The sequence below is a fragment of the Ancylomarina sp. YFZ004 genome, assembly GCF_054254355.1.
Genome location: NZ_JBTCHQ010000012.1, coordinates 14,169 through 40,720 on the forward strand (window position 1 = coordinate 14,169; position 26,552 = coordinate 40,720).

Below are 26,552 nucleotides of genomic sequence, written 5' to 3' on the forward strand. Positions count from 1 at the left end.
AAAAGAGTAAAAGAGTAAAGTACAAAATTAAAAATTTCCAGACTTCGCATCAAACAAAGTGCTTTAAATAAGGGAATAAGTAACAATTGACAAACGTTAGAGTGAGTTTAAAACATCTACATAGAAAATTAAGAAACACGGAGTTTGAAGGCAATGAGTTTGATCCCATCTCTGCCTTCGAGGCTCAAGCTGTGCCGCATCAGAGTATTGTTATACCCAAGGATAGGTTTACAGAACCAAGTGAAAATTACACCTATGAAATTAAACAGGTCAGTGAAAGAAATTTAAAACTAGGACAGGCTCTCGAGACACTTAACACCTATCAATTACAGGCGGTTTTCTCTGAGGATAGTAAAGTTTTATTAAGTGCTATGGTAGGTAGTGGAAAAACCACTGTTCTTACGCATAAGATTCTCTATTTGCACTTTATCAAAGCCATTCCACTTTCCAAAATGATTGTGCTCACGTTTACCAATAAGGCTGCTCGTGAAATTAGGGAACGTATACTCTCTTTTTATGAAGATTCAGAAGCTATCCAGTCTGAGGAGCTACGCTATTTTGGTACTTTTCATTCGGTGGCCCGTCAGCTAATAAAAGAACACCCTCAATTAAGTAAATTGGGATTTTCACCCACCTTTTCTATAATGGATAAGGAGGCTCAAGAAGAATTTCTTCATCGTTTGATTCTTACACATGAGCTTGATGTTAAATACCAGAATAAACTGGATCAGCGATTGAAACTATATCGCAACGAGAAGCAGATTCTTTATGCAAATATGAAGAATGAAGATGATCTCCCTCAATTGCTAGACATATCCCGAAAGGAAAAACAAGCTAATAATCTGATGGATTTCGATGATTTAATCTCCATTGCCAATTGGCTTTTAAAACAAGAATGCCCACTTGAAGCGAAATGGGTTATTGTGGATGAGTTTCAGGATTGCAATAGCGAACAAGTTCAGCTCTTAAATTACCTTTCAGTAAAAGGCAGCTCTTTCTTTGCAGTGGGTGATCCCAACCAAAGTATTTATGCCTGGCGCGGCAGTACCGATCAAATTTTTGAGAGTTATATTGCAGACACAAGCTGTTGCATGATGCGTTTACCTCTGAATTATAGAAGTTCAGGTCAGCTATTGAGTGCTGCAGCCTGTCTACTCAACCAAGAACAAGAAGATCTGCAAGCTACGCGAACAGCTGGGAATAAGCTGCGATTGGTCAATCATTTCGACGACAACCAAGAAGCCTTTTATTATGCTCGTCAATTTAAAGCCTTGCATTCTAGCGGTACAGCATGGGAACAAATTGCCATTCTGTTTCGTACTCGCCAGCAAATTAATATCTTCGAGTCTATCTTCCAGAAAGAAGGGATTCCCTTTCAGGTCGTTATTAAAAGTAATTTGAAGGATTACCCTGCCCTATTTTGGCTTAAGAAGCTTCTCTTAGCTGGATTACAGCCCAACGACTTGGATAGTATTTTATCTGTTTTCACTTCCAGCGATTTTGGTTGTCTAAAAAATGGTAAAGTCTTACTGAATGCCTTTAGTAAATTCAATAATGAGAAAACGTTCAATAGTAAAATAGAGGCCTTCACAGCTTTTCTTCAGGTTAAATATCCAAAAGAGGAAACTCATATCAAATTGGGGAATGCCTTATTGGCTTTTCAAGATGAACTATTAAACACAACTACTAATTTTGACCTATACAGCTATTTCAATTTAGATGAACAGCTAAAACCCACTTCGGTTCATTACAATGAGAATGCAAATCAGGTGAAGCAAGCCATAAAAGAATTGGAGCTTTACATACAGCATCAGAGCTTTGGGAATCGTGTAGAAGCCTACCAGGCCGCTATGGGTCAGGTGAGTTTGGAAGGTCACTTCCAGATTAATACCGGCATAAAGAAAAGTCAGAATGGCGTTCACTTATTGACTATACATGCAGCTAAGGGCTTGGAGTTTGATCATGTCTTTTTGAGCGGTGCCAACACAGGTTTGATTCCCCTAAATAGACAAAAAGGAGGTCCCAAACATTTGCAGGAAGAAAAGCGTTTACTCTTTGTTGCGCTCACACGTGCCAAAAATAATATGGAAATATCCTGGCACAGTCAAAGTACGGCATGGAATGCTGAAGAAGGGCCTTCCTATTTTCTCAATGCCATTCCTTCGGTACTTATCGAACGTATTGAATCGACTAAGCCAGAAATAATTAATAAACCCGTAGATCCTCAAGAAGCAAAGGATAGCCCTTGGAAGAAGGATATGAAAGTTAGCCATCCAAAATATGGTAAAGGGATTGTAGTTAGTAGTACTGATAAAGAAATCACCTGCGACTTTGGCAAGTTTGGAGAAAAGAGCTTTGCGCCTCAGTGGGCTGCATTAAAGATACTATAAGTGATCAAAAGTTCTTTATATCAAACCCTTGTACGTCTCAATTGTTAGTTTATAGACATATACGTCCAGCTCGTAATATGTGCTTTGTTTATCAATCTGCATTCCATTTTTTTCAGCGACTCTCTGAGATGCTTTGTTTCTAATATCAATAATAGAGACAAGCGATTGGCAGATCTCATTATCGAAAGCAAAGTTTCTAAATAGTTGAGCAGCTTCTGTTGCATAACCTGAGCCCCAGTATTCTGGTAGGATATGGTAACCAATTTCAATCACCTGTTCACCGTCAATTTCTTGACTTAGTAGACCACATTGCCCAATAAATCGATTTGTCTTCTTTTCAATCAAGGCATGGTGACCAAATTTACCATTTTCATAGCGCCACAATTGCCTCTCAATCCAATCAATGGCTTGCACTTTTGAATCAAGTCTCAAATCAAGCCCCAAGTATTCTAATGAAGGGTTATTATCAAAAAACAGTGCCCAAGTATCCACATCAGACTTATTAAGTTTTCTAATTCTTAGCCTTTCTGTTTCTACACCATCTAAATACATCGTTTTTTTTAGTCTCTTGTTTCAATTAAGTTTTCCAATCAGTTTTACCGAATCAGAAATGCATTTGGAACACATATTTTTCTTAAATCCAAATTCTTAAATTCTTTCACACACACATCATGGGTAAAATCATAATCAAGAATTTTATTTATTAAATTCACTATTCCAACACATATTCATATGGTAACTTGTCACCTATGCGCTTGTCTGCCATTTCTCCTTCCCAAAAAAGACCTATATCGAAATATCCTTTTTTATCAAAGTAGACTCTGGGTTCTGTAATTTTTAAATGACTCACTTCAGAATAATGAAAAATATTTAAATCCTTTGAATAGCTTACAAATTTCTTTCTACTTTCTTTTGATCTTATAAGATTAGGTGATACATTTTTCACAAACTTATCGTAGCTTAATTTTATACCACACTCATCTCTAACCGAAAACCCATTCATTGTAAGGTTATTGTTCCAAAGCGATCTGAAAAAATGCATTCTTGATCCAAGAAATGTATCCTTCCTTTCTCTTAAATAATTTAACTTAGTCTTTCCATTGACTGCCAAATCTTCCTTATAAACGATATGCCCTATATAGAAAAACGAGCGTGTTTTCCTGTAGTATTCAAATTTATCCAAAAAATACATAAGCTTATATCCAAGTATTTTGTTTTCAATCTCAATTGGCTTTGAGGCAAAAGCTTTAAGAGTATCAGAACAGCTATTGTAATTAAAACTAATATCTTTTTCATTGGTGATAACACAGCCTATACCATTGTTTGTATCTCCAATAAATTGATTCTTAAATATCCTTAAATAAGCTTTTCTTTTTCTTACAAGAGATTTTTCCTTTACACTTACTTCCTGAATCTGATATTCTTTCGGGGATAAATAAATTATTAGTGAGTCTTTTCTAATATACTTTGGAATACTCACTGAATAATAGCCAACAGAACTCACCACCAAAGGCATATTAGAATTGGTTGGAATTTTTAAAGAAAATTGACCTTTGTTATTAGAAGTTGTACCAACAAATGTATTGTCAAAATAAACAGTTGCAAAACAAACTTTCTTATTGGTGTTTTTATCCAGAACGACTCCTTTGATCGTCTGAGAATGAGACAAAAAACAGATACAAATAATAAAAATTGTCCCTATGATCTTTTTCATCTTAATCAATTTAGTTATGATAACATTCAAATCTAAACTAAACAATAATAATTACTTAACAAAATCTAGATTAGATAAACAAAAAACAATTCAGTATTTATCCTAGGCGTTTATCCATTTTTAATCTGAATTCAAGCTGTAAATAAGTAATGTGACATATATTATGACGTAAAAGCAGCGTGTATAAATAATCAATTTTGTCCTAATAAATTGGCGCTTCGCCCAACCGAGCTTGCGAGCTCATGAGCTTTGCGAATAAACCAGACTTCATTTGTTCATTCAGTGCATAATTTCAATTGTATTCACGATTTCCGCTACGCTCCAATTTTTGGTTTGATCCAAAAAACGAAGCTACCGAACATAGTGAGATCATGAGAGCCCGAAATTATATTTACGAATAAAAAAAATCAATCCCGATGCATCGGGAGCGTTATCTTTCTTATTTGCCTCATGCTTAAGTGCGGCCGGGTGATTTTCGAACAAAGTTCTCAACTTCCCGGTCTTTCTAAAGCTTTCGTAAAACGAAAAACATTTAAAAAAGAGGCCATATTCTGAGGTGCTCAAAAAGAACCCTCTTCATCTTGTTAGTAGTCTTAAACATATGGCTAGCAACAAAATACATAACATGAATAGAAACATTTAGGACGCTATTGATCTTAAAGTTTAAAAGACGTAATCAACAGGTTTAATCCTCAATATTAATTTTTTAGATGAAAAACATCCCAATCGTAATATTTGACTTATGGTTCTCTTTGCATTCGATTTTTTCAGCAAGATGTTGAGATGCTATGCTTAGGTTCACTAGCCATCTCAACAACTTACATATAGCAAGATTCTACTTCATTATTTGAATAAAAATCCTAATTATTAAATTCATTATTCCAACACATACTCATATGGTAATTTGTCTCCTACGCGCTTATCTGCCAATTCTCCTTTCCAAAAAAGACCAATATCAAAATACCCTCTTTTATCAAAGTAGACTCTGTATTCATTAATTTTTAAATGGCTCACTTTAGAATAATGATAAATATATAAATCCTTTAAATAGCCTACATATTTCTTTCTTCCTTCTTTTGAACTTATTAGATTAAGTGATCCATGATGTACGAACTTGTCATACCTTAATTCTGTACCCTGTTCATCTCTAACCGAAAACCCATTCATTGTAAGCTTATTGTTCCAAAGCGATCTAAAAAAATGCATTCTTGATCCAAGATATGTATCCTTCCTTTCTCCTAAATAATTAAGTTTATTCTTTCCATTGGTCGCAAAATCTTCCTTGAAAATGGTATTTCCTAGATAGAGTAATGATTGTGTTTTCCAATGGTATTCAAATTTATCCAAAAAAAACTGAACTTTATATCCAAGCGCTTTATTTTCAATCTCTATTGGCTTTAAGGCAAAGCACTTAAGCGTATCGGAACAGCTATGATAATTAAAACTAATATCTTCTTCATTGGTGATAACACAAGTGATACCATTCTCTGTATTTCCAAGAAATTGCTTCTTAAATATCCTTAAATACTTTTTCCTTTTTCTTACAAGAGATTTTCCCAATACGTTTAACTCCCGAATCTGATAGTCTTTAGGGGATAAATAAATTACTAGGGGATCTTTTCTAGTATACTTTGGAATACCCACTGAATAATAGCCAATTGAACTCACCACCAGTGGCATATTAGAATTGGCAGGTAATTTTAAAGAAAATTGCCCTTCGTTATTAGACGTTGTACCAACAAATGTATTGTCAAAATAAACCGTGGCAAAACAAATTTTTTCATTTGTTTTTTTATCCAAAATAACTCCTTTTACAGATTGGGAATGAGACAGAAAACACATGCTCATAATAAAAACGACGCCTATGATTTTTTTCATACTAATTTGTTTAATTATGATAATATTTGTTTTAAACCTACAAAACAATAATTACTTAACAAAATCTAGATTAGATAAACAAAAAACAATTCAGTATTTATCCTAGGCGTTTATCCATTTTTAATCTGAATTCGAGCTGAAAATAAATCATGCGACATATATTATGACGTAAAAGCAGCGTATATAAATAATCAGAAATTCACATATTAATGTCCTTGCCGGACGGGCTTGTCCTTTTTTATTCATTCATAATTGAATGGGTATTCATGAACTCGCTTCGCTCGTTTCTTGAAAAAAAGCAGCAAAAATTCAAGAAGAATGATTTTCTCAATCTTTAACTGCGTGAATGATAATTACAAGTATAAAACTAGTGATGTTTAACAAATAAAACTTCACCCATTATATTCGACATAGAGCCTACAATTATTTCGTTCGTCTGAATAAGAATAAGCAAAGATTCACATTTAGCTTTAACACGTCATTAGCATTTCTTATCTTTAATTGATAGTAGCTTTGTCTTATCAAAAAGCAATTCAAAAAAAACAATAAATCAAACAAAATGAAAGTAGTTGCACTTAACGGAAGTCCTAAAAAAGAAGGTAATACTTACCATGCACTGAAATTGGTCTGTGAACAACTGGAAGAAAAGGGCATTGAAACTGAAATTATTTCGGTGGGTCTGAAAAATGTAAAAGCCTGTACAGCTTGCAATCTGTGTTTTAAAAACCGAGATGAAAAGTGTGTAATAAAAAATGATGATGTCAACCTTTGGATTCAAAAGATGAAAGAGGCTGATGGGATTCTATTAGGCTCCCCCGTGCATTACGCATCATTGAGTGCTAGCATGAAATCCTTCCTCGATCGTGCCTTTTACGTTGCAGGTGCAAATGCTAATCTATTCCGTCATAAAGTAGGCGCATCAATAGCAACTGTTCGTCGATCAGGAGGCCTGCCCGCTTTCAACGAAATGAATAACTACCTGACTTATTCCGAAATGATGATTCCAACATCGAATTACTGGAATGTCATCCATGGTATGATGCCAGGACAAGTACATCAGGATGAAGAGGGTGTTCAAATTATGAGAGTTCTAGGTAAGAATATGGCCTACCTGCTTCAACTCATAGAGAATGGGAAAGACAAGATTGAAGCTCCAAGTCAGGAAAGAAAGATAATGACCAACTTTGTTAGATAACAATAAGCAGACAGACAGATGTAAACCGCGACTATTTAATCTTATATTCGCGGTCTGTCTTTAGGCAATAATTCAGGCTTAATTATTAGATAACAATTGGAGAAATAGACTTTTGATGAAAAATAACAACTTCTTAATCGGTGTGGGCTTTGCTTTGTTGGCAACAGCATTTTGGTCAGGTAATTTTGTTGTCTCAAGAGGTCTTTCAGATAGTATCCACCCTATTAACCTGGCTTTTTACCGTTGGCTGACGGCAACGCTTTTATTTACGCCTTTTGCCATCAAATCTGTTATTCGAGAATGGGGCATTATAAAGAAACGACTGCCCTATCTCTTTCTAACAGCACTATTGGGTGTGAGCACCTTTAATACGCTTATATATTTTGCAGGATGCTCCACAACGGCAGTTAATATGTCGCTGATCATGCTCACCTTCCCCATCTTTATCCTCCTTATCTCTATCCTGTTTTTCAAGGAACGATTAGGTTTAAAGAAGGTTTTGGGAATCTTTGTCGTCTTATTTGGTGTCATTAGCATTGTTACCCAAGGACAGCCCGCAAAACTAGCAGAATTGAGCTTAAATGCTGGAGATCCGCTTATGCTTATGTCAGCTTTTATATTTGCGATACATAGCCATTTGATTAAGAACAAAGACAAGAAAATGAGTATTATAACGCTTCAGTATTCAACTTTTCTGATTGGGCTAATTCTGCTCTTCCCTTTTCATCTTTGGATCTCGAGCCAGAATCAGGAAGTTGTATTCACACTGCCCATCCTAGGCTCAATTCTATATGTCGCTGTATGTGCTTCCCTCATTTCCTTTCTTTCATGGAATAAGGCTATTGATAAAATTGGAGCTGTCTCTGCAGGCATGATTTACTACCTTCTACCCTTGTTTAGTGGTTTAGTTGCCTTTGTGCTGCTGGGAGAGAAATTACACTTCTATCATCTCGTAAGTGGTCTTCTGATTGTTTCAGGAATACTAATTATCAATCGCAAGACAAAGAAACAGGTAATCAGCCAAAAACAATAGTTCTCTCTTGTCTGTTTAAAAAATTGAGCTTCTCACCACCTATTAAATTAGCTAATGATGGCAAAGGCTTTGTGATGGGATTAGCGCTCTTGCTAAATTTCGTATGCTAAGATTTCGGGATGCTCATCAAGGCTCGTGATACTTTAGCTTAGATGATCCTCTTACTTATTTTGCTTCAACATAAACCTACTAAGCATTAGAATTGAACTTGATAAAAGATACGTGCCAAAATTACTTGGCAAGGCAAATCATTAGAATCCATAACAAACAATTTTTCTTACATTTGCAGCCTGAATTTAGTATACACAAAGCAGGTGGCATCTCCCTGCAAGGAAGTTTAAAGAAAGGCGTAACAACAATTGTTTGTGAATATCCTTTCATGCTTCAATTAAAAAAAACAAAAAAATGCAAAATGAAATTTTATGGCTAGTCATGTTGCTGGCAAATTTCCTGTTAATTATTTTAGCATACCGCTTATTTGGAAAATGGGGACTTATTATTTGGATTCCAATTTCTGTTATTATTGCCAATATTCAAGTTATTCAAACCGTTGAGTTTTTTGGGCTTGTTGCAACTTTAGGCAATATTGTTTATGCTTCGTCCTTTTTAGTGACCGATATTTTGTCGGAAAACTACGGTAAAGAAGAGGCCAAAAAGGCTGTTTGGATCGGATTTTTCAGTCTCATTTCCATGACCCTATTAATGAATCTGTCCTTGCTTTTTATACCGCTAGAAGGAGATGAGTTTGCAGGTGCTGCACACGAAGCGACCAGAACAATATTCAGTTTAATGCCCCGTATAGCTATTGCAAGCCTTGCGGCATATTTACTTTCTCAACGACATGATATTTGGGCTTATCATTTTTGGCGTAAACGCTTTCCCAAAGACAGCCAAATTTGGATACGCAATAATTTGAGTACATCTGTTTCTCAGCTCATTGATAGTAATATCTTTGTACTTATTGCTTTTTTGGGCGTGTTTGAAACGGCTGTTATGTGGGAAATATTTATAAGCACGTATTTCTTGAAATTTATTGTCGCTGCAGCCGATACCCCATTCCTATATTGGAGCAAAAGAATTTTCAAAAAAGGGAAGTTCTATTTAGATTAATACGATTTGTTGATAGTAGCTACTAAATGGAATTTACACGTTATCATCTTATGAGTGGCTTGCTGATTATCTCAGGTATCTTGATCATTAATCACAAGACAAAGAAACAGGCAATCAGCCAGAAACAGTAGATCTCTCTTATCTATACTAAGGATTAACTTCTCACCACCTATTAAATAAGCTGATGATGGCTAGGTATTGACTAATGGAATAAATTGAAAAAGTCAAAGCTTTAGGGTTCCGAAGGCTTTCGGAATGGACTAAAGTCTTGTGAGTTTAGCATTCCGACAGGCTCAGGAACCAGAAAGAAAATCTGTTGTAATATTTTCATAATTAACAATTCATGTTTCATCCATTTACTAAAATAAAGTCTTATTTTTGAACTTTATTTTTGAGCAACAAATAGGTCTATTCATAAACAAATTAAAAACAAATGAAACGCTTAGCATTAATCATTTTAAGCCTTGCATTCGCAGCGCTATTCACAAGCTCGTGTTCTACAGACGAAGAAACTAAACCCAGTTTTGATGAGACATTAATTATTGGCAAATGGAAAAGTGGGACATTATTCGAAAAATACAATCAAGATAAATCAGGTGCTACCTGGGATACTGCTGATGATGTAAAAGAAGAAGAAGCTCAGAAATTCACCTGGACTATAGACAAAGATCAGTTGGAGCAAATTCATATCATCGTAACTGGTGGTGTAGCTCCAAAAGTATACACCATTACAAACTTAACAGCAACATCAATGGAGTATAAAGACAAATACGGAAAAATAGAATCATTTAGCAAATTATAGTAAAATGCGAATATTAAAAAAGGTTGGTAAAGCTTTACTGGTATTAGTTTTTGTATTGATAATAACTGCTGCACTGGGCATGTGGTATATTTTTACACCAGAAAAATTAACACCAATAGTTAATAAACAGGCAAAAGAATATTTAGTCTGCCATACTATTATCGAAAAAGTTGAACCTACCTTTTTTGGTACTTATCCATTTTTTGGGCTTGAGATCACTAACCTCTGTTTAACAGAGAGTACGAATACCTCGAAAACGGATACGCTCTTATACACCCCCAAATGCTTTGCTTCGGTAAATGTGATGTCGTATTTGTTGGACGGCAATATAAAGCTTAACCCATTTCTTGTTGAAGATGGCTATTTGAATTTCAAAATAGACTCGCTTGGTCACTCTAATATCGATATTTTAAAAAGCAGTTCCGATTCGTCAGAAGCTGATTCTCAAGCATCATCATTTGATGATATCGACATTAGCAATGTGGAATTTAAGAATTTTAATGCCACCTATACCGATGAGTCAACATTTAGAAAAGCTGACATTAACAACTTAAATGCTAAGCTGGAGCTTAAATACAACAAAAAGAAACAGTATTTTGATTTGGATATGCAATTAAATAAATTGCTGTTTACAACATCCGACTCAATGGCTCTTTATGTTGAGGCCCAGAATTGTGATCTAAAAATTAAGTCTAAGGCTAAGGACACAAATCTATTCGATTCCGATTTAAAGCTTGTTTGTAAGGCCATGTCGGTTTCTATGGCTGGTGATACACTTTTATCTCAGATGAAATTTGACACACACTTAGCTTTTAATGCCAAGCTATCGGAGAATTCTTATGATTTTAAGAAGTCCAGACTCCTTGTTAACGATGAGCAAGCCATCTCATTTAATGGGCATGTAAACGTATTGAAAGATTATTCGATATCAACCAACATGAACTATTCGACTGAGGAATTGAATATTGAAAAAATTATAGCTCTTGTTCCTAAAGCCTATTCGGAGCCGCTAAAAGATATAAGGGCTAAGGGTTACGCAAAAGTATCGGGATCGGTAACTGGGCTTATGTCTGAGACAAGCACTCCCCTTGTAACAGCAAATATTGAATACTATAAGGGCGAAATTAAGTACACGGGTTATCCAAGCGTTAAGGCTATTCAATTATCAATGTCGACTAAGGTAGATCTGAATAAAAACCAGAGTTCGAACCTGATTATAAACAGTAGTTCTGCCAAAATAGAGCGCAGTTCAGTTTCTCTTAAAGGCGAAATTTCAAACATTTTGGAAACGCCAGTCTACAACATCTATTCGAAAAGTGATTTTAACTTAGCCGATTTTAAGCCGTTTATACCCAAAGATCAAAACATTAGTGTTCGGGGTTCTCTTAATGGCAATCTGCATACCCAGTTTTCTCAGTCTGATTTGGATAAGGAGGCCTATCACCGTATCTATTTAACTGGCGATTTCGAGACCCAAAATTTTTATGCCTGCTATGACGACAGTATAAAGGTGAACTTGCCTCAGGCGAAGCTTAAACTTAATTTACCTAGCCAAAGCAGATTAGATAAAAACCTTAGGTTTGCAAACATCAGTATTGAGGCACCAAACTTGAATATCAACCTGTCTCCTACTATGCGTGCGGCGACAGAAAATCTTGAGCTTTCTGTGGATATCAATCAGCTGGCAAAAGGCGTATCTGCACCCATATCGTCCTGTCATTTTAAATTTGATAGCCTTTATGCTTCGGCTGATACCTTATCGGTTAGCGCCAACCATGCAAAGGGACAATTTGAATATGCTCCAACACGTGAAGCGAAACAAGAAATTGCGCTTATCAATTCTACACTTAACAGTCAAGAAATTGTTATCGCTAGCAAAGACTCTATTCTGTTTGATGCTAAAAAGCTATATGCCAAAACAAATCTGAAGTACGACGACTCGCAGAATAATATTATACTTAAATGGCAACCCGAAGTGGCTATCAATTTCTCCGATGCCATTTATGACTTAGGTGAACAACTGAAGGGTGAGATTCCAAACATATCGTTTACACTTGATCCCGATACTATGGTGATTAAGAAAGCTGATTTAATTTTAGGTGATTCCGACTTTAGCCTTACTGGTAAACTTACCGACATCTCTAAGTATCTTAACAAGCAAGCCTTGCTTAAAGGGAACTTTAATTTGGTCTCTAAAAATACCGATATCTATGAGCTGATGGACATTTTTAGCGGCATGGGAAATCAAGATTCAACTCTTGTTAGCAACGAAGCTATTAGCTCCGAAGACGATCCGTTTATGGTACCTAAAGGTGTCGAAATTCGATTAAACACAACAATTGATAAGACTATCGTAAATGATAATATTATCGAAAACATTAAAGGTGGACTAAGCGTTAAAGATGGTACGCTTGTATTGGACCAAATGGGTTTTACGAGTAGAGCAGCCAATATGCAGTTAACGGCAATGTACCGTTCGGACAGAAAAAATCATCTTTTTTCTGGCATCGATTTTCACCTTTTAGATATTGATGTTTCCGAACTCGTTGCTCTGATTCCTTCTGTTGACGCTATGATTCCAATGCTAAAATCATTCAAAGGGAAAGGCGAATTTCATTTAGCTGGAGAGACCTATCTTAAGAGTGATTATTCTCTTAAGCAATCTACAATTCGTGGTGCGGCAGCTTTCCAGGGGCAAGATCTAACACTTATGGATACCGAAACATTCAACATGATTGCCAGTAAACTCCTGTTTAAGAAAAAAACTGAAAATGTTATAGATAGCCTTAGTGTTGAGATGACTCTTTTTAAAGATGAAATTGATTTATATCCATTCCTTATTGTGATGGACAATTATAAAGCTGTTATTTCTGGACGTCATAATACGGACAATCACTTTAATTATCACATATCGGTAACAGATACACCCTTACCCGTTAGATTGGGCTTAGATGTAAGCGGTACAATGGATGAATTGAAATATAAGCTTGTTCCTTGTCAATATAAACATCTTTACGATCCCAAAAAGCAAGGCGCACTGGAGCAGCAAACGCTACGTTTGAAAAAGCTGATTTCAGAATCGCTTAAGGAGAATGTTAAGGTAATTAAATAGAGTTCTATTTATTTACGACTCCCCCAGCACTCCCGTAATTTAGGGCTGGGTTTATACAAGCTAAATATAGAAATCCTGACAGGCTAAATGCTTGTCAGGATTTTTTTTGTCTTATGGATATTATACCCATTTAGAAGCTAATTGTATGATTTACTTGCTGTGCGAACGCGAAGAATCACATTTCATAATCCTAATCAGATGCCCAGATTGGGCGTCTCTACGTGATATTATTTGGAATAAAAAACATCCTTTTTCCACTTGCGTGGGTTATTTTGTATGTAGTGTTCTATTCGATGATATTCATCAAAATCGCGAACAATATGATCGTGAAAGCGAGTTTGCCATGCAAATTGGGGATTGATTTTGCGGGCGTTTAGCGTACAAATTCTTTTGTATTGATTGATGATTACACCCAATACCCCTGGTTTCCAATGTTTATTCGTAGAGATGTCCAATTTGGGCGTCTTGGTATTATTATCGGTATTTGTACAATCATTTTCCAAATTAGGCGCCATTACATTATTTGAACCCGTTATATTGGTATTATTCCAGACACCCAGCTTGGTCGTCTCTAGCTTATTGATTTCGATAATACCGTGCATATGGTTTGGCATGATGACAAATGCATGCAATTTTACGAATGGAAAATGATTGGGGATTGTCATCCAAAAGTTTTGGGCCAATTTCCCTATTTCGTTCAATATCATTTTGCCGTCTACTATTTCGCCAAAATAATATTCGCGGTGCTGCGTGCAAGGGGTAACAAAATAAATGGCATTCGATCCGTAATCCCAATCTTTTAATCGGGCAGATGGTATACGGTATTTATTTTGAAATTTATCTACCATAATTTCTAATGATCTAGATATACAAACGCAATGAATCACATCTCATAACCCTTATCAGACGCCCAGATTGGGCGTCTCTACGTGGTATTATTAATTTGAATCCTACGTAATTTACCCAAATACAATGATATATTTTGGGTTTCTATGATTTACAAACGCATTTTTTTTAGGTAATGGTACTCAACCTGGGGATCTAAACGTATTTTTTTTTGATTTGCACGATTTACAGATGCCCTAGTAGGGCGTCTCTACGTATTTTCCATTATAAATTTCACCCCACCATTGCAGAATCGACTGCGCCACCTTATTTTGTTTCGCATTTCTACTCTTATCAATGACCAAAAAGCTCAATACAAGGCTCAGCTCGATGCATAGGTGCAGGATATGGAAAGGTAAACTCTTAAAATGATGAGCATTGAAAAAGCCAAAGCGTTTTGGGCTTTGGCATTTCGACTTCGCTCAATGACCGAAATATTGCACCACCCCTCCTTAAAATAAGGAAGGGAAACTATGGGAAATATTGAAATGGAGGAATTGAATTCGTACAAAAAAGCCCAAACCTGATTCAGGTTTGGGCAGTATTATGTGGATTGATTGTCTAAGCTTTGATTTAGGACTATCAATTTATTTATCCCCTATCAAACCTTCAATCAATTTAACTGAATCGGCTAGACATTTAGAACACACATTTTTCTTTAGGTCCTTATCTTTGAATCGTTTTTCACCCTCATCGGTTGTAAAATCACAATCTAGAAGGGCTTTGCAATCAAGCGAACCATGCATAGCCTCAAAATCGACCGTAAACTTCTGAATCATTTTATTGGTTGCATTACGAGCTTCGATATTCTCGATGTGCTTTTGAGAATTGTATATTCCCAAAGCCATAAAGGATCCGGTAACCGCACCACAAGTTTTTTGCAACTTTCCCATGCCCCCACCAAAACCGCTGGATACAGACAATGCAAAGTTCGGATCGAATTTCAACTGATCGGCATAAGCCGTTAATATAGATTGAGCACAATTCATCCCATTATAGAATGAGTGAATTACTTTTTCTTCAATTTCTTTCATGAGCTTCTAATTTCCTATTAATTCCCTCTTAATTAGTTTTAATGCTTAAGATGTAAATGCGTTGTTTCATGAAACTGATCGCCTAATAGAGACAATAATTCACGAACAACCCTTGGATTTCCATCTACGCCTAAGGCTGCATAACCTTTATTACCACGATGCCCCAATTGAAGATCTAGAATATTGATATTCTGGGAAGCCATGGCAGAGAGCAATATAAGCAAAACTCCTGATACATTATTATGGACTGTCACTAACATCTGTGAACTAATTGCTATAGGGAGATCTACACCATCCACCTCCAATAGATAGTTATCGCCATCTTTAAGATCAGGTATTTCAAGATTATCACCAAAATAGATATCAAAAAAGTTATCCCCTGATGTTCCTTTTACAAAGTCAACCGCATTCCTGATCTGCTCATCATTGCCCGAAAGAGTTAGGAAGGCAGTCGCTGTTCCATCATCATTGGAATTGAGATAAGCTGTATCCACATTGATCTCCTCAGATGCCAAGGTATTGAATAAGATAGATAAGACACCTGCTTTATCCTGGTGATGAGAAAAAAGTCCCTTTACACGTTCAAATGGTTTATCTGGTTTTTGATGGCTGATGGTTATCGATTTGGTTCCTTTCCGAATTCGAATAGCCTCATATTCTCCTAAGGAAGTTGAATTGTGATGATCATCACTCAATTCTAAAAAGGCGCCTCCAAAAGAGAACTTAGGTATTCTTCGCTGTTTTGAACTTTCAAATCTACTGTTCAACATTTTAATACCTAAATTCAAAACCTTGTATTGCTCGGCTTTCTCTTCACCAAAGATCAACGAATGCTTCTCAGGAATACATTTGGAGAAACTGACATAATACTTGTAACCGCTATCTAAAGCGTAGTCTATTCCTACTTGATAATCCTTAGCCAAATCCTTTAATGAATGGGCATCCGTACCGATCGCAATGGGTATATTTAATTCTTTAGCTCTGGTAAGAATAGATACATCGGGGTAAATGCCACATTTCTTTCGGATACCTGCAAGATTGATATCCAATGCTAAATTGTATTCACTAAGCATTTCTAATAAGACACGCATTCGTCTAGCCAAAAAATGCTTAGACGTATCTAGTTCTAGTAAAGGTTTAGGTATCGGAACATATAGTTTTGGTAAATCAATATGACCAATCACTTGAATCATATCCCAAGAACTATCAATCATTTCAATGACTTCTTCGATATAAGCACCCCAATATTGTTCGACTCCCCCACGAATTTCAACTAAGCGTTGAGCTTCCTCAAGCGATCCATCATAGGCTATTCCTTCACGCGAAAAGTGAACAGAGCCAATAACAAAATCGGCATCCTGAGCTTGGAAAATTTTGGATCGATTCCACTGTAAACCCAGATCAGGCCCCAACCATTCTAATTCTATTCCGTATTTGATATTAATAAGATGTCCGAACTTTTTTTTCAGGTTAGAAATCTTCTTTGGGTAGTCTAAATAGGCGTTATGCCCACGAATAAATTTAATATCAGTCCGCTTTTCTGCCTCATAACGGAAACGAGTCATGCGTGGTGTATGAATGATGAATGTAATATTGGGATGAGCTCTATTGATCGCTTCCTGGGTAATAATTTCAATATCGTCAATTCCATGTTTCACATGGTCGTTTCCTGTTCCCACATGAATACCATGAGTTTCCCATAAAAACGCATCAGGAAAACCTATTTTCTTTTCTTCTTGCATCGGTTCCATATTATTCTTTCGAAATAGACCAGTAAAAAACTGATCGAAGCCTAAAGGTAAACTTTTTGTTCCTCTGAACACCGCAAACAGAATGCCTTTTCATCAGATAATCAGACACAATCGATATTTTTCAAAACGAAAACGTTTGTAATAGAAATGATCTACCAAGAAGAGAGATAGGCTTCATCATTACATCAAAAAAAAGAGGACTCGAGGTCCTCTTTTCATTTTAATTTATCTGCTCTACTTCTTTAGTTTACTTTCATAAAGCTCTATCCATTCTTGTGCACTCATATTAGCAACAAGCTGACCAATCAATTCAAAAGATATTTGATTCATTTTTACTTAAGGCTATTTTTAAAATTAAGTTGGTTTAAAGCAGGTAAACTCCTTTGAAAAAAAGGGATTGTTTCAACAAACAATCCCCATTATACTGTAAGCATATTGAAGAATAAACCTTATTCTCCCCAAATATGAATATGCGAAAAGTTTTGATCGATACTTATTGTATTATTATCTATCAGTTTCACTTGACTTAATGGAAAATCTTCATTGTCAATCTGTATCTTTTTTATTGCGAAAGGAAGACCATGAATCTTCAATTTATACATTTTATAGTCTGTCACAAACTTACCTTCTTTATGTTGATGTATGATCAGCTCTTTAGATTTACCTTTAAGCTTAAAAGTACTTAAGTTGTATCTTCCTTTAAGGTAATCGTACCCATCGTGGGCATCTTCGAAGAATATAGAGCTTTCTTTTCCTTCTTTATAATACACATCAAGAACGACTTCATCTATTGTTTTTTCTCCCACATATTGCTGAATTGGATATTTAGGGATAATCGCTCCTGCCTTTATAAAAATTGGCATTGTCTCAATAGTTGCATCAACCCACATTTCTTTTCCACCAGAAATCATTTCTCCAGTCCAATAATTATACCAACTTCCTCGTGGAATATACATTCTTCTTCCAATGGCATTAGGCTCTTGAATAGGACAAACCAATATCTTATCACCAAAAATGAATTCATCAGTTCTATAATGTGTATGAACATCTTCCTGATCGAATAGTACCAAGGATTTTAAAAGAGGTGTACCCTCTGTCACGTATTTCCAAAAAGCGGTATACAAATAAGGAAGAAGTTGATATCTCAACTCAATGAATTTTCGTACAATGTCTGTTACATCATCTCCAAAAGTCCACGGTTCCTGATCTCCGTGATCTCCCGACGAATGGGTTCTACAGAAAGGATGAAAGACGCCTAATTGAATCCATCGAGTATATAACTCACCAGAAGGTTGATCGGCAAAACCACCAATATCACTACCTACAAATGAAAAACCCGACATGGCCATTCGTTGGGCCTGTATATTGGCAATACATAAATGTTCCCAAGTAGCTACATTATCTCCAGTCCAGGAAGAGGTATATCGCTGAGTTCCTGAATAAGCCGATCGCGTAATAACAAAAGGACGTTTAGGGTAATTGAATTTTTTAAGTCCATGATAGGTTGCTCTTGCCATCTGCATCCCATAAACATTATGTGCTTTTCTATGACTACATGGATTTCCATCATAATCGTGTCTAACATCATCAGGGAATGTCTTGTTTGGAACATCCATAACGGCTGGTTCATTCATATCATTCCAAACACCTTGTACACCAACTTCTTCAATTAACTCTTTAAACAAACCCGACCACCATTCTCGCACTTCAGGTTTTGTGAAATCAGGAAAATAACATTCTCCAGGCCAAACTTTCCCTTTCATATAGGGTCCATCAGCACGTCTGCAAAAATAATCATTTTCCAAAGCTTCTTTAAAGACAGGATAGTCTTTATCCACTTTAATACCAGGATCGATAATGGCTACTGTTTTAAACCCTTGATCGGATAATTCTTTCACCATACGCTTAGGATCTGGGAAATAGTCTTTATTCCATGTAAAGCATCTAAAACCTGCCATATAATCGATATCTAAATAGATTGCATCGCAAGGAATTTTCAGGTCTCTAAACTTCTGAGTAATATCTGTCACCTTCTTTTCAGGATAATAACTCCATTTACATTGATGATAACCCAAAGCCCAAAGTGGAGGTAGTTTATGAGGTTTCCCTGTTAAATCAGTATAATTAACAACCACATCTTCCATTGCTGGTCCGTAGATAAAATAATAGTTCATCTCGCCTCCCTGTGCCCAAAAGCTGGTTACATTTCTTCTTTCTTGAGCAAAATCGAAGTAAGTTCTAAAGCTGTTATCGAAAAAGATACCATAAGCTTTAGAGTGATGTAAACCCGTGTAAAAAGGTATGGCCTTGTAGATAGGATCGGTCTTTTTCCCAAAAGCATATGAATCGGTCACCCAATTCTCAAATCGTTTCCCTTTTAAGTTCAGGTGCTCTGGTTTATCACCAAGACCATAATAACTCTCTCCATCATGAGAAACTTTACTCATCTTAACAATGTTACCTCCATGCTGATAGCATTCCTCCCAATGGAAACCTTGCTCATCCTGACTAATTAAAGTATTATCTAAAGCATCGAATATGGATACTCTTAAATCATCCTTAGCAATATGACAGATTAGTTTTGAGGTAATTATTTTATAGAATTCATCTTCCTCAACAATTTCCAAATGATTGTATCCAGTGCTTACTTTTTCTGATATGGCATATGAATAATCATTCTCAAACGTTCCTACGGTTGTATATCTAAATCTTAATATACTATCGCGAAGAACCGTTAGTTGTAAAACAACTTCGTTATCTGTTGTGAAATATAAAGTATCAACATCTTTATTATAGCCAGTTACTTTTGAGGGAAACAAATTCCCTTTCTGTTCTAATTCGGTATTAATAATCATAAATTATAATTTGGAGTATTAATTATTCAAAGGTTTCACAATAATCATAGCGAGTTCACGTATGAAAACAGCTTAAAATTAGACTTGCTTAAGCCAAACACAACCTGTTAAGGCATGCTTATACCAGCAAGTCTCGTTCTTATTTTTTTATGTATTTAAAGGCAAGCATAGCCAATGGAGGTATTTGTAATAAACCTGAACATTCCTTCGATTGCCATGGCTTATCTTCTGATTTTATCGTCTCATTTTTAAAATCATCCGTTCCATTAAAATCTTTTATATCACTATTGAAAACCTCTTTTAGCAATCCTAACTTCGGTAGTCCAATTCGATAATCTATTTTTTCTTTGGGGTTAAAATTGCAAACAACAATAATATTGTCATCTTCATTTTGTCCTTTTCTCATATAAACCAATACGGAATTTTCTGAATCACTATAATCGATCCATTCAAAACCTTCTTGCTGAAACTGTTTTTGATAAAGAGCCGGTTCTTCTTTGTAAAAAGTATTTAAGCCTTTTACAAGCTCCTGAATGCCTTTATGCCCCTCATATTCCAACAGATGCCAATCTAAGCTTTGCTGAAAGTTCCATTCCTCACTCTGACCAAATTCGGCACCTTGAAATAATAAATTTGCCCCAGGGTGCGTATACATATAGGCATATAATAATCTTAGGTTAGCGAATCGTTGCCATTCGTCACCCGGCATCTTATTTAATAGCGACTGCTTACCGTAAACAACCTCATCGTGAGACAAGGGTAACATGAAGTTCTCGGAGAAAGCATATGTCATGCTAAAAGTTAGGTTGTCCTGATGATGGGTTCTGTATATCGGATCTTTCTTAAAAAATTCTAAGGTGTCGTGCATCCATCCCATCATCCATTTCATTCCGAAACCTAGTCCGCCCATGCTGGTTGGTTTAGATACCATAGGAAATGAAGTCGATTCTTCTGCTATGGTCTGTACATCAGGAAAAGATTTATAAACCTCTTCATTAAGTTCTTTCATGAAAGCGATGGCTTCCAGATTTTCTTTTCCTCCTAATGCATTAGGCTCCCATTCTCCATATTCTCGAGAATAATCTAGGAACAACATTGAGGCAACAGCATCAACACGTAAGCCATCGGCATGAAATTGATCTAACCAAAATAGTGCATTACTAATCAGAAAGGATTTGACTTCGTTACGTCCATAATTAAAAATTAAACTCTTCCAGTCAGGATGATAGCCTCTTTTTTTATCAGGATGTTCATATAGATTTGAACCATCGAATAATCCTAGTCCGTGTGCATCTTCAGGAAAATGTGAAGGCACCCAATCCAGAATAAGACCTATATCATTCTGATGAAGCTTGTCGACTAGAAACTTAAACTCTTGAGGATTACCAAAGCGCGAAGTCGGTGCAAAAAAACCTGTCAGTTGATATCCCCAAGAAGGATCGTAAGGGTATTCCATTACAGGCATCAATTCAACATGGGTGAAATTCATCTCCTTCACATAATCGACCAACTGTTCTGCCAAGTCGTTATAAGACAAGAAACTATTATCTTCCAATTTACGTTTCCATGAGCCTAAATGAACTTCATAAACAGAATAAGGAGCATTAAGAGCATTGTTCTTTTTTCTCTTGTTCATCCATTTCTTATCTTTCCACGAATATGAATCATCCCAAACAACAGAAGCTGTTTTAGGGGGATGCTCGCAACTTCGAGCATAAGGGTCTGCCTTTTCTGTTTTTATATCATTGTTATTACTCAGTATACTGTACTTGTATATACTCCCCTTTTCTACATGGGGAATAAAACCTTCCCATATACCACTTTCGTCCCAACGGACATTAAGAGCGTGTTCTCCTTCTAACCAATAGTTAAAATCACCAATAACTGAAACCATTTTCGCCGTAGGAGCCCAAACCGCAAAGTAGGTTCCTTTTACGCCATCCAATGTTATAATATGTGACCCGAATTTTTCGTAAAGTCTGTAATGTTTTCCTACTTTAAAAAGGTTAATGTCAAAATCTGAAAACAAGCTATATGCTTTTACTTCTGTCATACGTTTATGCTATTGTTTAATTGTTGATGATGTTTAAGATGCCTTTTAAAGGGATAACAGCCCAGCTAGGACGAGAATTTAACTCATAACCCAACTCATAAACAGCTTTCTCTAACAAACAATATTTCAAAATAAAAATGCGCTCCTGATCGTATCCAATATTTAAATTCGCATTCTGAATCTCCTTAATATAGGTACCTAGGAATATGCCTATAAAATAGTGATACAAAATCTCTCCTGCTTTAAATAAGCTTTCCTGAGAATGCTTATAGTCATCTGCATGATTAAATATTGTAGCATATATCGCATAATGAAAAGATCGAAATAAACCCGCAATATCCTTTAGTGGCGGTTGTTTAACCTTTCTATCAATGATGGTACTTTCTGGCTCTCCTTCAAAATCGAGGATATAAAAATCATCATCTTTAACAAGTATTTGTCCCAGATGATAATCCCCATGGATACGGATACGTTCGCCTTTCAGCTTGGTCCAGTCATAGTTCACAAAGCGTTTTCTTATTTGATTTTTCTTATCAAGAAATTCCAATGCTAATTCGTGAGCTAAACCATTCAGGTTATGCAAATTATTCTCAATTGTATTTAACCTGTTCTGAAACTGATAGAGCATTTTATTCTTTAGCCACACTGTATAATCACTGTTAAAGTGAGTTGGTGTAAAAGCAGCATCTTCAAATTCTGAGCCCAACTTACTATGCATTTCGGCACTACGCTTTGCTAGTTTCTGAATTTTCAACAAGAGGTTTAAGCCCACCCAGTCAATTATTTGCGGAGGGACATCTCCAATTTCTAATCTTAAAAAAGGATCAACAAGTGGCAGTTTATCCACATTGATATTTTTATCTTCAAGATTACGAAATACTTTATCTAACTCTTTTAGCATATAGTCCCATGCATCTCCTTGGTTTGGCACCAATTCCTGCATTAAGCCAATGGTAATATGCCCATCATCTGAATCTGTAATATTTATGCTAGCCAGATAACGTGGCGTATTTTTAAAATTTTTCTTTTCAGACAAAAACCTGCTCATTTCATAGTCGGGATTCTTATCGGCATATATTCTTCTAAAAAATTTAAGAACATACTTCTCGTTATAAACGATAGACGTATTGCTTTGCTCAAGCCCCATAAATCGAGAAGACTCATAAGTCAGCTTCCTAAATTCCTTATTCTTATGATATCGTAAACTACTCGAATTACTTTTGGGTGAACTTAAGATTTGCTCAAAAACAAGCTTTCTAAAGGCTTCTAAGTTTAAAGCATCTATTATATAACCCTCTTTTCCTTCTATGCTTAGAGAATTTATTCTATCCTGATTTGAATAACTTTCGTCGGTAACAAAAGCAATTGGCAGAAAATAATGCTGATAAAAAGCCTCTTCGAAATTTATCTCCAGGATTAAGCCATAATATAATTCATTCTGTTGTTGAATTTTAAAATAGTCAGAAAGCTCTATATATTTTAACTTACAAGCTTTACCACCATACCAACGTTGTTTAATTATATATCCCTCTAAAACTTCAGAAAGAAACTCTTTTACAAAAAACTTATCATCAAGCAGGGCTTCCCATTTCTTATCAGAAACAAAAGTAGAATGCAGGGTATTTTGGGTTGTTTTATCGGTCATATTATTTGTGGATTTTAAATATATGAAAGGGTAAACTTGTGTGTAATTCGATATAATTCCATTCGTTACTCCAATTGTAAGTATGATCAGTTATCAAATCGTGAACTTGAACCTGATGTCCCGGATGAATTCCCAAATTCTCAAAAGGCAATTTCACAGAAGCTTGTTGCGAATAATAGGGATCTAAGTTGACAACAATTAACAGCTCATCGGTTTTGGAGTCATTCCATTTGTAGTAAGCAATTAAATTATCATTCTCAATAGGACAAAACTTGATATTATTGGTTTGCTGAAGCGCTTCATGCTCTTGTCGTATCTTATTTACTTTACCAATTATGGTCGTCAGCTTATTTTCTTTAAACCAATCGTAGTTGTATAATTGAAATTTCTCAGAATTTAAATACTCCTCTTTACCTGGAAGCGCATCACTTATCATCTGTTCGAACACAGGCCCATAAATTCCTGTATTAGAACTTAAGGTTGCTGCTAGTACATAACGCTGCATATATTTGGCTTCGTTGGCTCCCTGCAAATGAAATGGATTTATATCTGGGGTATTCGGCCAAAAGTTTGGTCGCATATATTCACGCTGATTTGTTTGGGTCAACTCCTCGATATATTCAACAAGTTCCTGTTTAGTCTCGCGCCATGTAAAATACGAGTACGACTGAGTAAAGCCTTGTTTTGCAAGCTGCTGCATAACTTTAGGCTTGGTTAATGCTTCCGCCAAAAACAGGACATCCGGATGTTTTTTCTTTACCTCATTAATAATCCAGTTCCAGAAATAATAAGGTTTAGTATGAGGGTTATCAACTCTAAACACACGTATACCACAATCTATCCAAAACATTAATACATCTAAGCATTCTGCCCATAGCTTATTATAATCTTCTGATTCCCAATAAATGGGTAGTATATCTTGGTATTTTTTAGGAGGGTTCTCAGCATATTGAACTGTTCCATCTGGTCTCCATTTAAACCATTTTGGATGATCTTTCACCCATGGATGATCTGGTGCGGCTTGCAGAGCGTAGTCCATAGCAACTTCAATACCCAACTCATCTGCCTGCTTTATAAGCGATTTGAAGTCATCAAGACTACCCAACTGAGGATGAATATCTTTATGTCCTCCATTTTTAGAACCGATACCCCAACAAGAGCCTACATCATTGGTGTGAGCTGTTGTCGTATTATTTTTGCCTTTTCGATTCTCTTCTCCAATAGGATGAACAGGTGGGAAATACAGAGTATCGAAACCTAATTCGGCTATTTTAGGAAGTAGATGCTCACAATCTTTAAAAGTACCATGTACACCATCCTCTTGAGAGGCTGAACGTGGGAAGAATTCATACCAAGTACTATATCTAGCCTTCAATCTATCGACATAAACTTTTTGCTCCTGAGATGTATTAGCTAAAAACTTAACAGGGTACTTTATAAATAGATCAGTCAATTTTTCGCTTACCGCTTCTTTTATTGCTGTTTCATACTTAGTTTGATCACAAAAAATTTCAAGCAAATTCTTGAGATAGGCTTTTTCCTTTGCTAAAGCTTTTTTTAATACCTCCTTTATATACGCTACACCCTCGAGCAATTCCGACTTGACTTCCTGATTATCTTCTATCTTTCTGCTTAGGCCATCTTGCCAATTTAAAGCATAGTCAACCCATCCTTCTACTTTAAAAGTGTAGTAACCTTGTTTATCAACCGTAAAAGAAGCTTCCCATTCGTCATTATTAATATGACTCATTCTTACTTCTTGCCATCTTCTGGCTTTTTCATGTTTATATAAAACCGAAGCAGCAATCACATCATGACCATCAACTAGTATATGCGCATCAACATTTACACTTTCGTTAATCACTCTTTTTATTGGGAATTTTGCATTATTTACTTCTGGCGAAGTATAATCTATAACGACTCTTTTTTGGTTCTTCATTATTCAAACTTTTTTTTTATTTCAGATCAGATTATCAAGCCCTATTTAATCAACTTTATGTTGCATGAAAAAAAATAAAAATAAAGGGCTAAAAAAACATCCAATTTGTAGAAAACACTTTTTTTATGTGTTTTCACATAATTTAACCTTAAAATAATTCTCATTTTCTGCATTTTTCTTGCAACCGATTGTTGAATTGACAATCAGGGACTTAAGAGACTCAAAACTCTACAAACCAAGGAATCTCTGATTAAAGCTATCAAAAAATATCAAAATAGCACAGAAATAAGGAGCTTTTATATAACACTTCTAAGCCAATTTTCGTGCAAAAAGCAAACACTTCTTCAGGCATTACAAATATGTCATTTGACTAATTATATATTTTTTTGTTCAAGTAATTAGCTTATAAAGCACACTTAAATTAGGTCTCTTATTAAGACTTAATTTGAACTCAATTTCCTTAATCAATACTAATTCCTACTTCGTGTATTTAATGATTACTACTTAACAAATCAGGACAATCTGATATATCATAAATTGGCTACTAATGCATCAGATTAAAATTATATGAAATTAAAAAGCAGTAAAAAATTGAATGAATCAATTTTTTACTGCTTTTACTATTTAAGAGTCTTTTTCATCGACCTTACTAGTGAGACCCTATTGCTTAATTAAGCTTTCATAGTGATCTATCCATTCTTGTGCACTCATTTTAGCAACAAGCTGACCAATCAATTCAAAAGGAATTTGATCTACCTTTTTAAAACGCACACAAGATTTACCCATATCAAGTTTCAATTTACAATGCTTGGGATATTCCGAGACAAACCAATCTAGTAGGTCTTTATTAGCATAGAGTCCCATATGATAAAAGGCTACAAAGTTCTTTTGCGATGCGATATTCATAAATGATAAAGGCAATCTTGTATCGCAATGATAACCACTTGGATATATGGAATGAGATACTACATAGCCAATCATACCAGAACTCATACATTCTTCAAAACCCTGTGGGAGATTCTTTAGAATCATATTTCTCAATTTAGCAAAAGCAGCTTGCCTTTCTTCAGGGATTTGCTTAATATATTGCTCTGGATTATCAGCTTCTATTTGCATCTTTCGTTCGTTATTACAATATTCTAATATCAATGTTTTA

At 35.6% G+C, this 26,552-nt stretch carries 17 protein-coding genes; 6 read left to right on the top strand and 11 right to left on the bottom strand.

Going from position 1 to position 26,552, the window contains the following annotated elements; all coding sequences use genetic code 11:
- Positions 1 to 101 precede the first annotated feature (101 nt).
- Positions 102 to 2,390 (top strand): ATP-dependent helicase, encoded by a 2,289-nt coding sequence (locus ACXR6G_RS16585; RefSeq protein WP_458362565.1) that lies wholly within the window; start codon positions 102 to 104, stop codon positions 2,388 to 2,390.
- A 15-nt stretch (positions 2,391 to 2,405) separates the two neighbouring features.
- On the opposite strand, the gene ACXR6G_RS16590 is transcribed toward ACXR6G_RS16585, so the two are convergent.
- The 3 genes from ACXR6G_RS16590 to ACXR6G_RS16600 all read right to left on the bottom strand — a co-directional run bounded on the left by ACXR6G_RS16590 (position 2,406) and on the right by ACXR6G_RS16600 (position 5,982).
- On the bottom strand, positions 2,406 to 2,942 hold the full coding sequence (locus tag ACXR6G_RS16590) for a GNAT family N-acetyltransferase (RefSeq protein ID WP_458362566.1): 537 nt from the start codon (positions 2,940 to 2,942) through the stop codon (positions 2,406 to 2,408).
- Positions 2,943 to 3,102: 160 nt separating this feature from the next.
- Complete coding sequence (locus ACXR6G_RS16595; protein ID WP_458362567.1) at positions 3,103 to 4,104, bottom strand: carboxypeptidase-like regulatory domain-containing protein; 1,002 nt, start codon at positions 4,102 to 4,104, stop codon at positions 3,103 to 3,105.
- Positions 4,105 to 4,980: 876 nt separating this feature from the next.
- On the bottom strand, positions 4,981 to 5,982 hold the full coding sequence (locus ACXR6G_RS16600) for a carboxypeptidase-like regulatory domain-containing protein (protein ID WP_458362568.1): 1,002 nt from the start codon (positions 5,980 to 5,982) through the stop codon (positions 4,981 to 4,983).
- 559 nt (positions 5,983 to 6,541) lie between these two features.
- On the opposite strand from ACXR6G_RS16600, the gene ACXR6G_RS16605 reads away from it, so the two are divergent.
- From ACXR6G_RS16605 to ACXR6G_RS16625, 5 genes are all read left to right on the top strand, one after another.
- Entirely contained in the window at positions 6,542 to 7,177 is a 636-nt protein-coding gene (locus ACXR6G_RS16605) for a flavodoxin family protein (protein ID WP_458362569.1), read from the top strand.
- 115 nt (positions 7,178 to 7,292) lie between these two features.
- Positions 7,293 to 8,210: a DMT family transporter gene (locus ACXR6G_RS16610; protein ID WP_458362570.1), complete on the top strand. Its 918-nt coding sequence runs from the start codon at positions 7,293 to 7,295 to the stop codon at positions 8,208 to 8,210.
- A gap of 405 nt (positions 8,211 to 8,615) precedes the next feature.
- The gene (locus tag ACXR6G_RS16615; RefSeq protein ID WP_458362571.1) at positions 8,616 to 9,320 is read left to right on the top strand and encodes a queuosine precursor transporter; all 705 of its coding nucleotides are present in this window, start codon (positions 8,616 to 8,618) and stop codon (positions 9,318 to 9,320) included.
- Between the two features lie 433 nt (positions 9,321 to 9,753).
- Positions 9,754 to 10,122, top strand: coding sequence for a lipocalin family protein (locus ACXR6G_RS16620; RefSeq protein WP_458362572.1), 369 nt, complete (start codon positions 9,754 to 9,756; stop codon positions 10,120 to 10,122).
- Between the two features lie 4 nt (positions 10,123 to 10,126).
- The gene (locus ACXR6G_RS16625; protein WP_458362573.1) at positions 10,127 to 13,234 is read left to right on the top strand and encodes a hypothetical protein; all 3,108 of its coding nucleotides are present in this window, start codon (positions 10,127 to 10,129) and stop codon (positions 13,232 to 13,234) included.
- A 227-nt stretch (positions 13,235 to 13,461) separates the two neighbouring features.
- Here the strand turns inward: ACXR6G_RS16625 and ACXR6G_RS16630 are convergent, their stop codons facing one another.
- The 8 genes from ACXR6G_RS16630 to ACXR6G_RS16665 form a co-directional block, all read right to left on the bottom strand.
- Entirely contained in the window at positions 13,462 to 14,082 is a 621-nt protein-coding gene (locus tag ACXR6G_RS16630; RefSeq protein WP_458362574.1) for a transposase, read from the bottom strand.
- Between the two features lie 624 nt (positions 14,083 to 14,706).
- On the bottom strand, positions 14,707 to 15,153 hold the full coding sequence (locus ACXR6G_RS16635) for a C-GCAxxG-C-C family protein (RefSeq protein ID WP_458362575.1): 447 nt from the start codon (positions 15,151 to 15,153) through the stop codon (positions 14,707 to 14,709).
- A gap of 38 nt (positions 15,154 to 15,191) precedes the next feature.
- Complete coding sequence (locus ACXR6G_RS16640) at positions 15,192 to 16,904, bottom strand: histidinol-phosphatase HisJ family protein (RefSeq protein WP_458362576.1); 1,713 nt, start codon at positions 16,902 to 16,904, stop codon at positions 15,192 to 15,194.
- A gap of 449 nt (positions 16,905 to 17,353) precedes the next feature.
- Positions 17,354 to 19,759 carry a glycoside hydrolase family 31 protein gene (locus ACXR6G_RS16645; protein ID WP_458362577.1) on the bottom strand — a complete coding sequence of 802 codons (2,406 nt, stop codon included), beginning with the start codon at positions 19,757 to 19,759 and terminating at the stop codon, positions 17,354 to 17,356.
- Between the two features lie 139 nt (positions 19,760 to 19,898).
- Positions 19,899 to 21,812: a 1,4-alpha-glucan branching protein GlgB gene (gene glgB, locus ACXR6G_RS16650; RefSeq protein WP_458362578.1), complete on the bottom strand. Its 1,914-nt coding sequence runs from the start codon at positions 21,810 to 21,812 to the stop codon at positions 19,899 to 19,901.
- Between the two features lie 16 nt (positions 21,813 to 21,828).
- On the bottom strand, positions 21,829 to 23,457 hold the full coding sequence (locus ACXR6G_RS16655) for a hypothetical protein (RefSeq protein ID WP_458362579.1): 1,629 nt from the start codon (positions 23,455 to 23,457) through the stop codon (positions 21,829 to 21,831).
- 1 nt (position 23,458) lies between these two features.
- Entirely contained in the window at positions 23,459 to 25,396 is a 1,938-nt protein-coding gene (locus ACXR6G_RS16660; RefSeq protein WP_458362580.1) for an alpha-1,4-glucan--maltose-1-phosphate maltosyltransferase, read from the bottom strand.
- A gap of 660 nt (positions 25,397 to 26,056) precedes the next feature.
- The gene (locus ACXR6G_RS16665; RefSeq protein ID WP_458362581.1) at positions 26,057 to 26,512 is read right to left on the bottom strand and encodes a DUF1801 domain-containing protein; all 456 of its coding nucleotides are present in this window, start codon (positions 26,510 to 26,512) and stop codon (positions 26,057 to 26,059) included.
- Between the last annotated feature and the right edge of the window lie 40 nt (positions 26,513 to 26,552).

What these genes read in the sequence shown, in the direction of transcription:
- ACXR6G_RS16595 (WP_458362567.1), bottom strand. Translation starts at nt 4,104, where the DNA reads ATGAAAAAGATCATAGGGACAATTTTTATTATTTGTATCTGTTTTTTG.
- ACXR6G_RS16660 (WP_458362580.1), bottom strand. Translation starts at nt 25,396, where the DNA reads ATGAAGAACCAAAAAAGAGTCGTTATAGATTATACTTCGCCAGAAGTA.
- ACXR6G_RS16625 (WP_458362573.1), top strand. Translation starts at nt 10,127, where the DNA reads ATGCGAATATTAAAAAAGGTTGGTAAAGCTTTACTGGTATTAGTTTTT.
- ACXR6G_RS16620 (WP_458362572.1), top strand. Translation starts at nt 9,754, where the DNA reads ATGAAACGCTTAGCATTAATCATTTTAAGCCTTGCATTCGCAGCGCTA.
- ACXR6G_RS16655 (WP_458362579.1), bottom strand. Translation starts at nt 23,457, where the DNA reads ATGACCGATAAAACAACCCAAAATACCCTGCATTCTACTTTTGTTTCT.
- ACXR6G_RS16600 (WP_458362568.1), bottom strand. Translation starts at nt 5,982, where the DNA reads ATGAAAAAAATCATAGGCGTCGTTTTTATTATGAGCATGTGTTTTCTG.
- ACXR6G_RS16615 (WP_458362571.1), top strand. Translation starts at nt 8,616, where the DNA reads ATGCAAAATGAAATTTTATGGCTAGTCATGTTGCTGGCAAATTTCCTG.
- ACXR6G_RS16605 (WP_458362569.1), top strand. Translation starts at nt 6,542, where the DNA reads ATGAAAGTAGTTGCACTTAACGGAAGTCCTAAAAAAGAAGGTAATACT.
- ACXR6G_RS16610 (WP_458362570.1), top strand. Translation starts at nt 7,293, where the DNA reads ATGAAAAATAACAACTTCTTAATCGGTGTGGGCTTTGCTTTGTTGGCA.
- ACXR6G_RS16645 (WP_458362577.1), bottom strand. Translation starts at nt 19,759, where the DNA reads ATGATTATTAATACCGAATTAGAACAGAAAGGGAATTTGTTTCCCTCA.
- ACXR6G_RS16665 (WP_458362581.1), bottom strand. Translation starts at nt 26,512, where the DNA reads ATGCAAATAGAAGCTGATAATCCAGAGCAATATATTAAGCAAATCCCT.
- ACXR6G_RS16640 (WP_458362576.1), bottom strand. Translation starts at nt 16,904, where the DNA reads ATGGAACCGATGCAAGAAGAAAAGAAAATAGGTTTTCCTGATGCGTTT.
- ACXR6G_RS16635 (WP_458362575.1), bottom strand. Translation starts at nt 15,153, where the DNA reads ATGAAAGAAATTGAAGAAAAAGTAATTCACTCATTCTATAATGGGATG.
- ACXR6G_RS16630 (WP_458362574.1), bottom strand. Translation starts at nt 14,082, where the DNA reads ATGGTAGATAAATTTCAAAATAAATACCGTATACCATCTGCCCGATTA.
- glgB (WP_458362578.1), bottom strand. Translation starts at nt 21,812, where the DNA reads ATGACAGAAGTAAAAGCATATAGCTTGTTTTCAGATTTTGACATTAAC.
- ACXR6G_RS16590 (WP_458362566.1), bottom strand. Translation starts at nt 2,942, where the DNA reads ATGTATTTAGATGGTGTAGAAACAGAAAGGCTAAGAATTAGAAAACTT.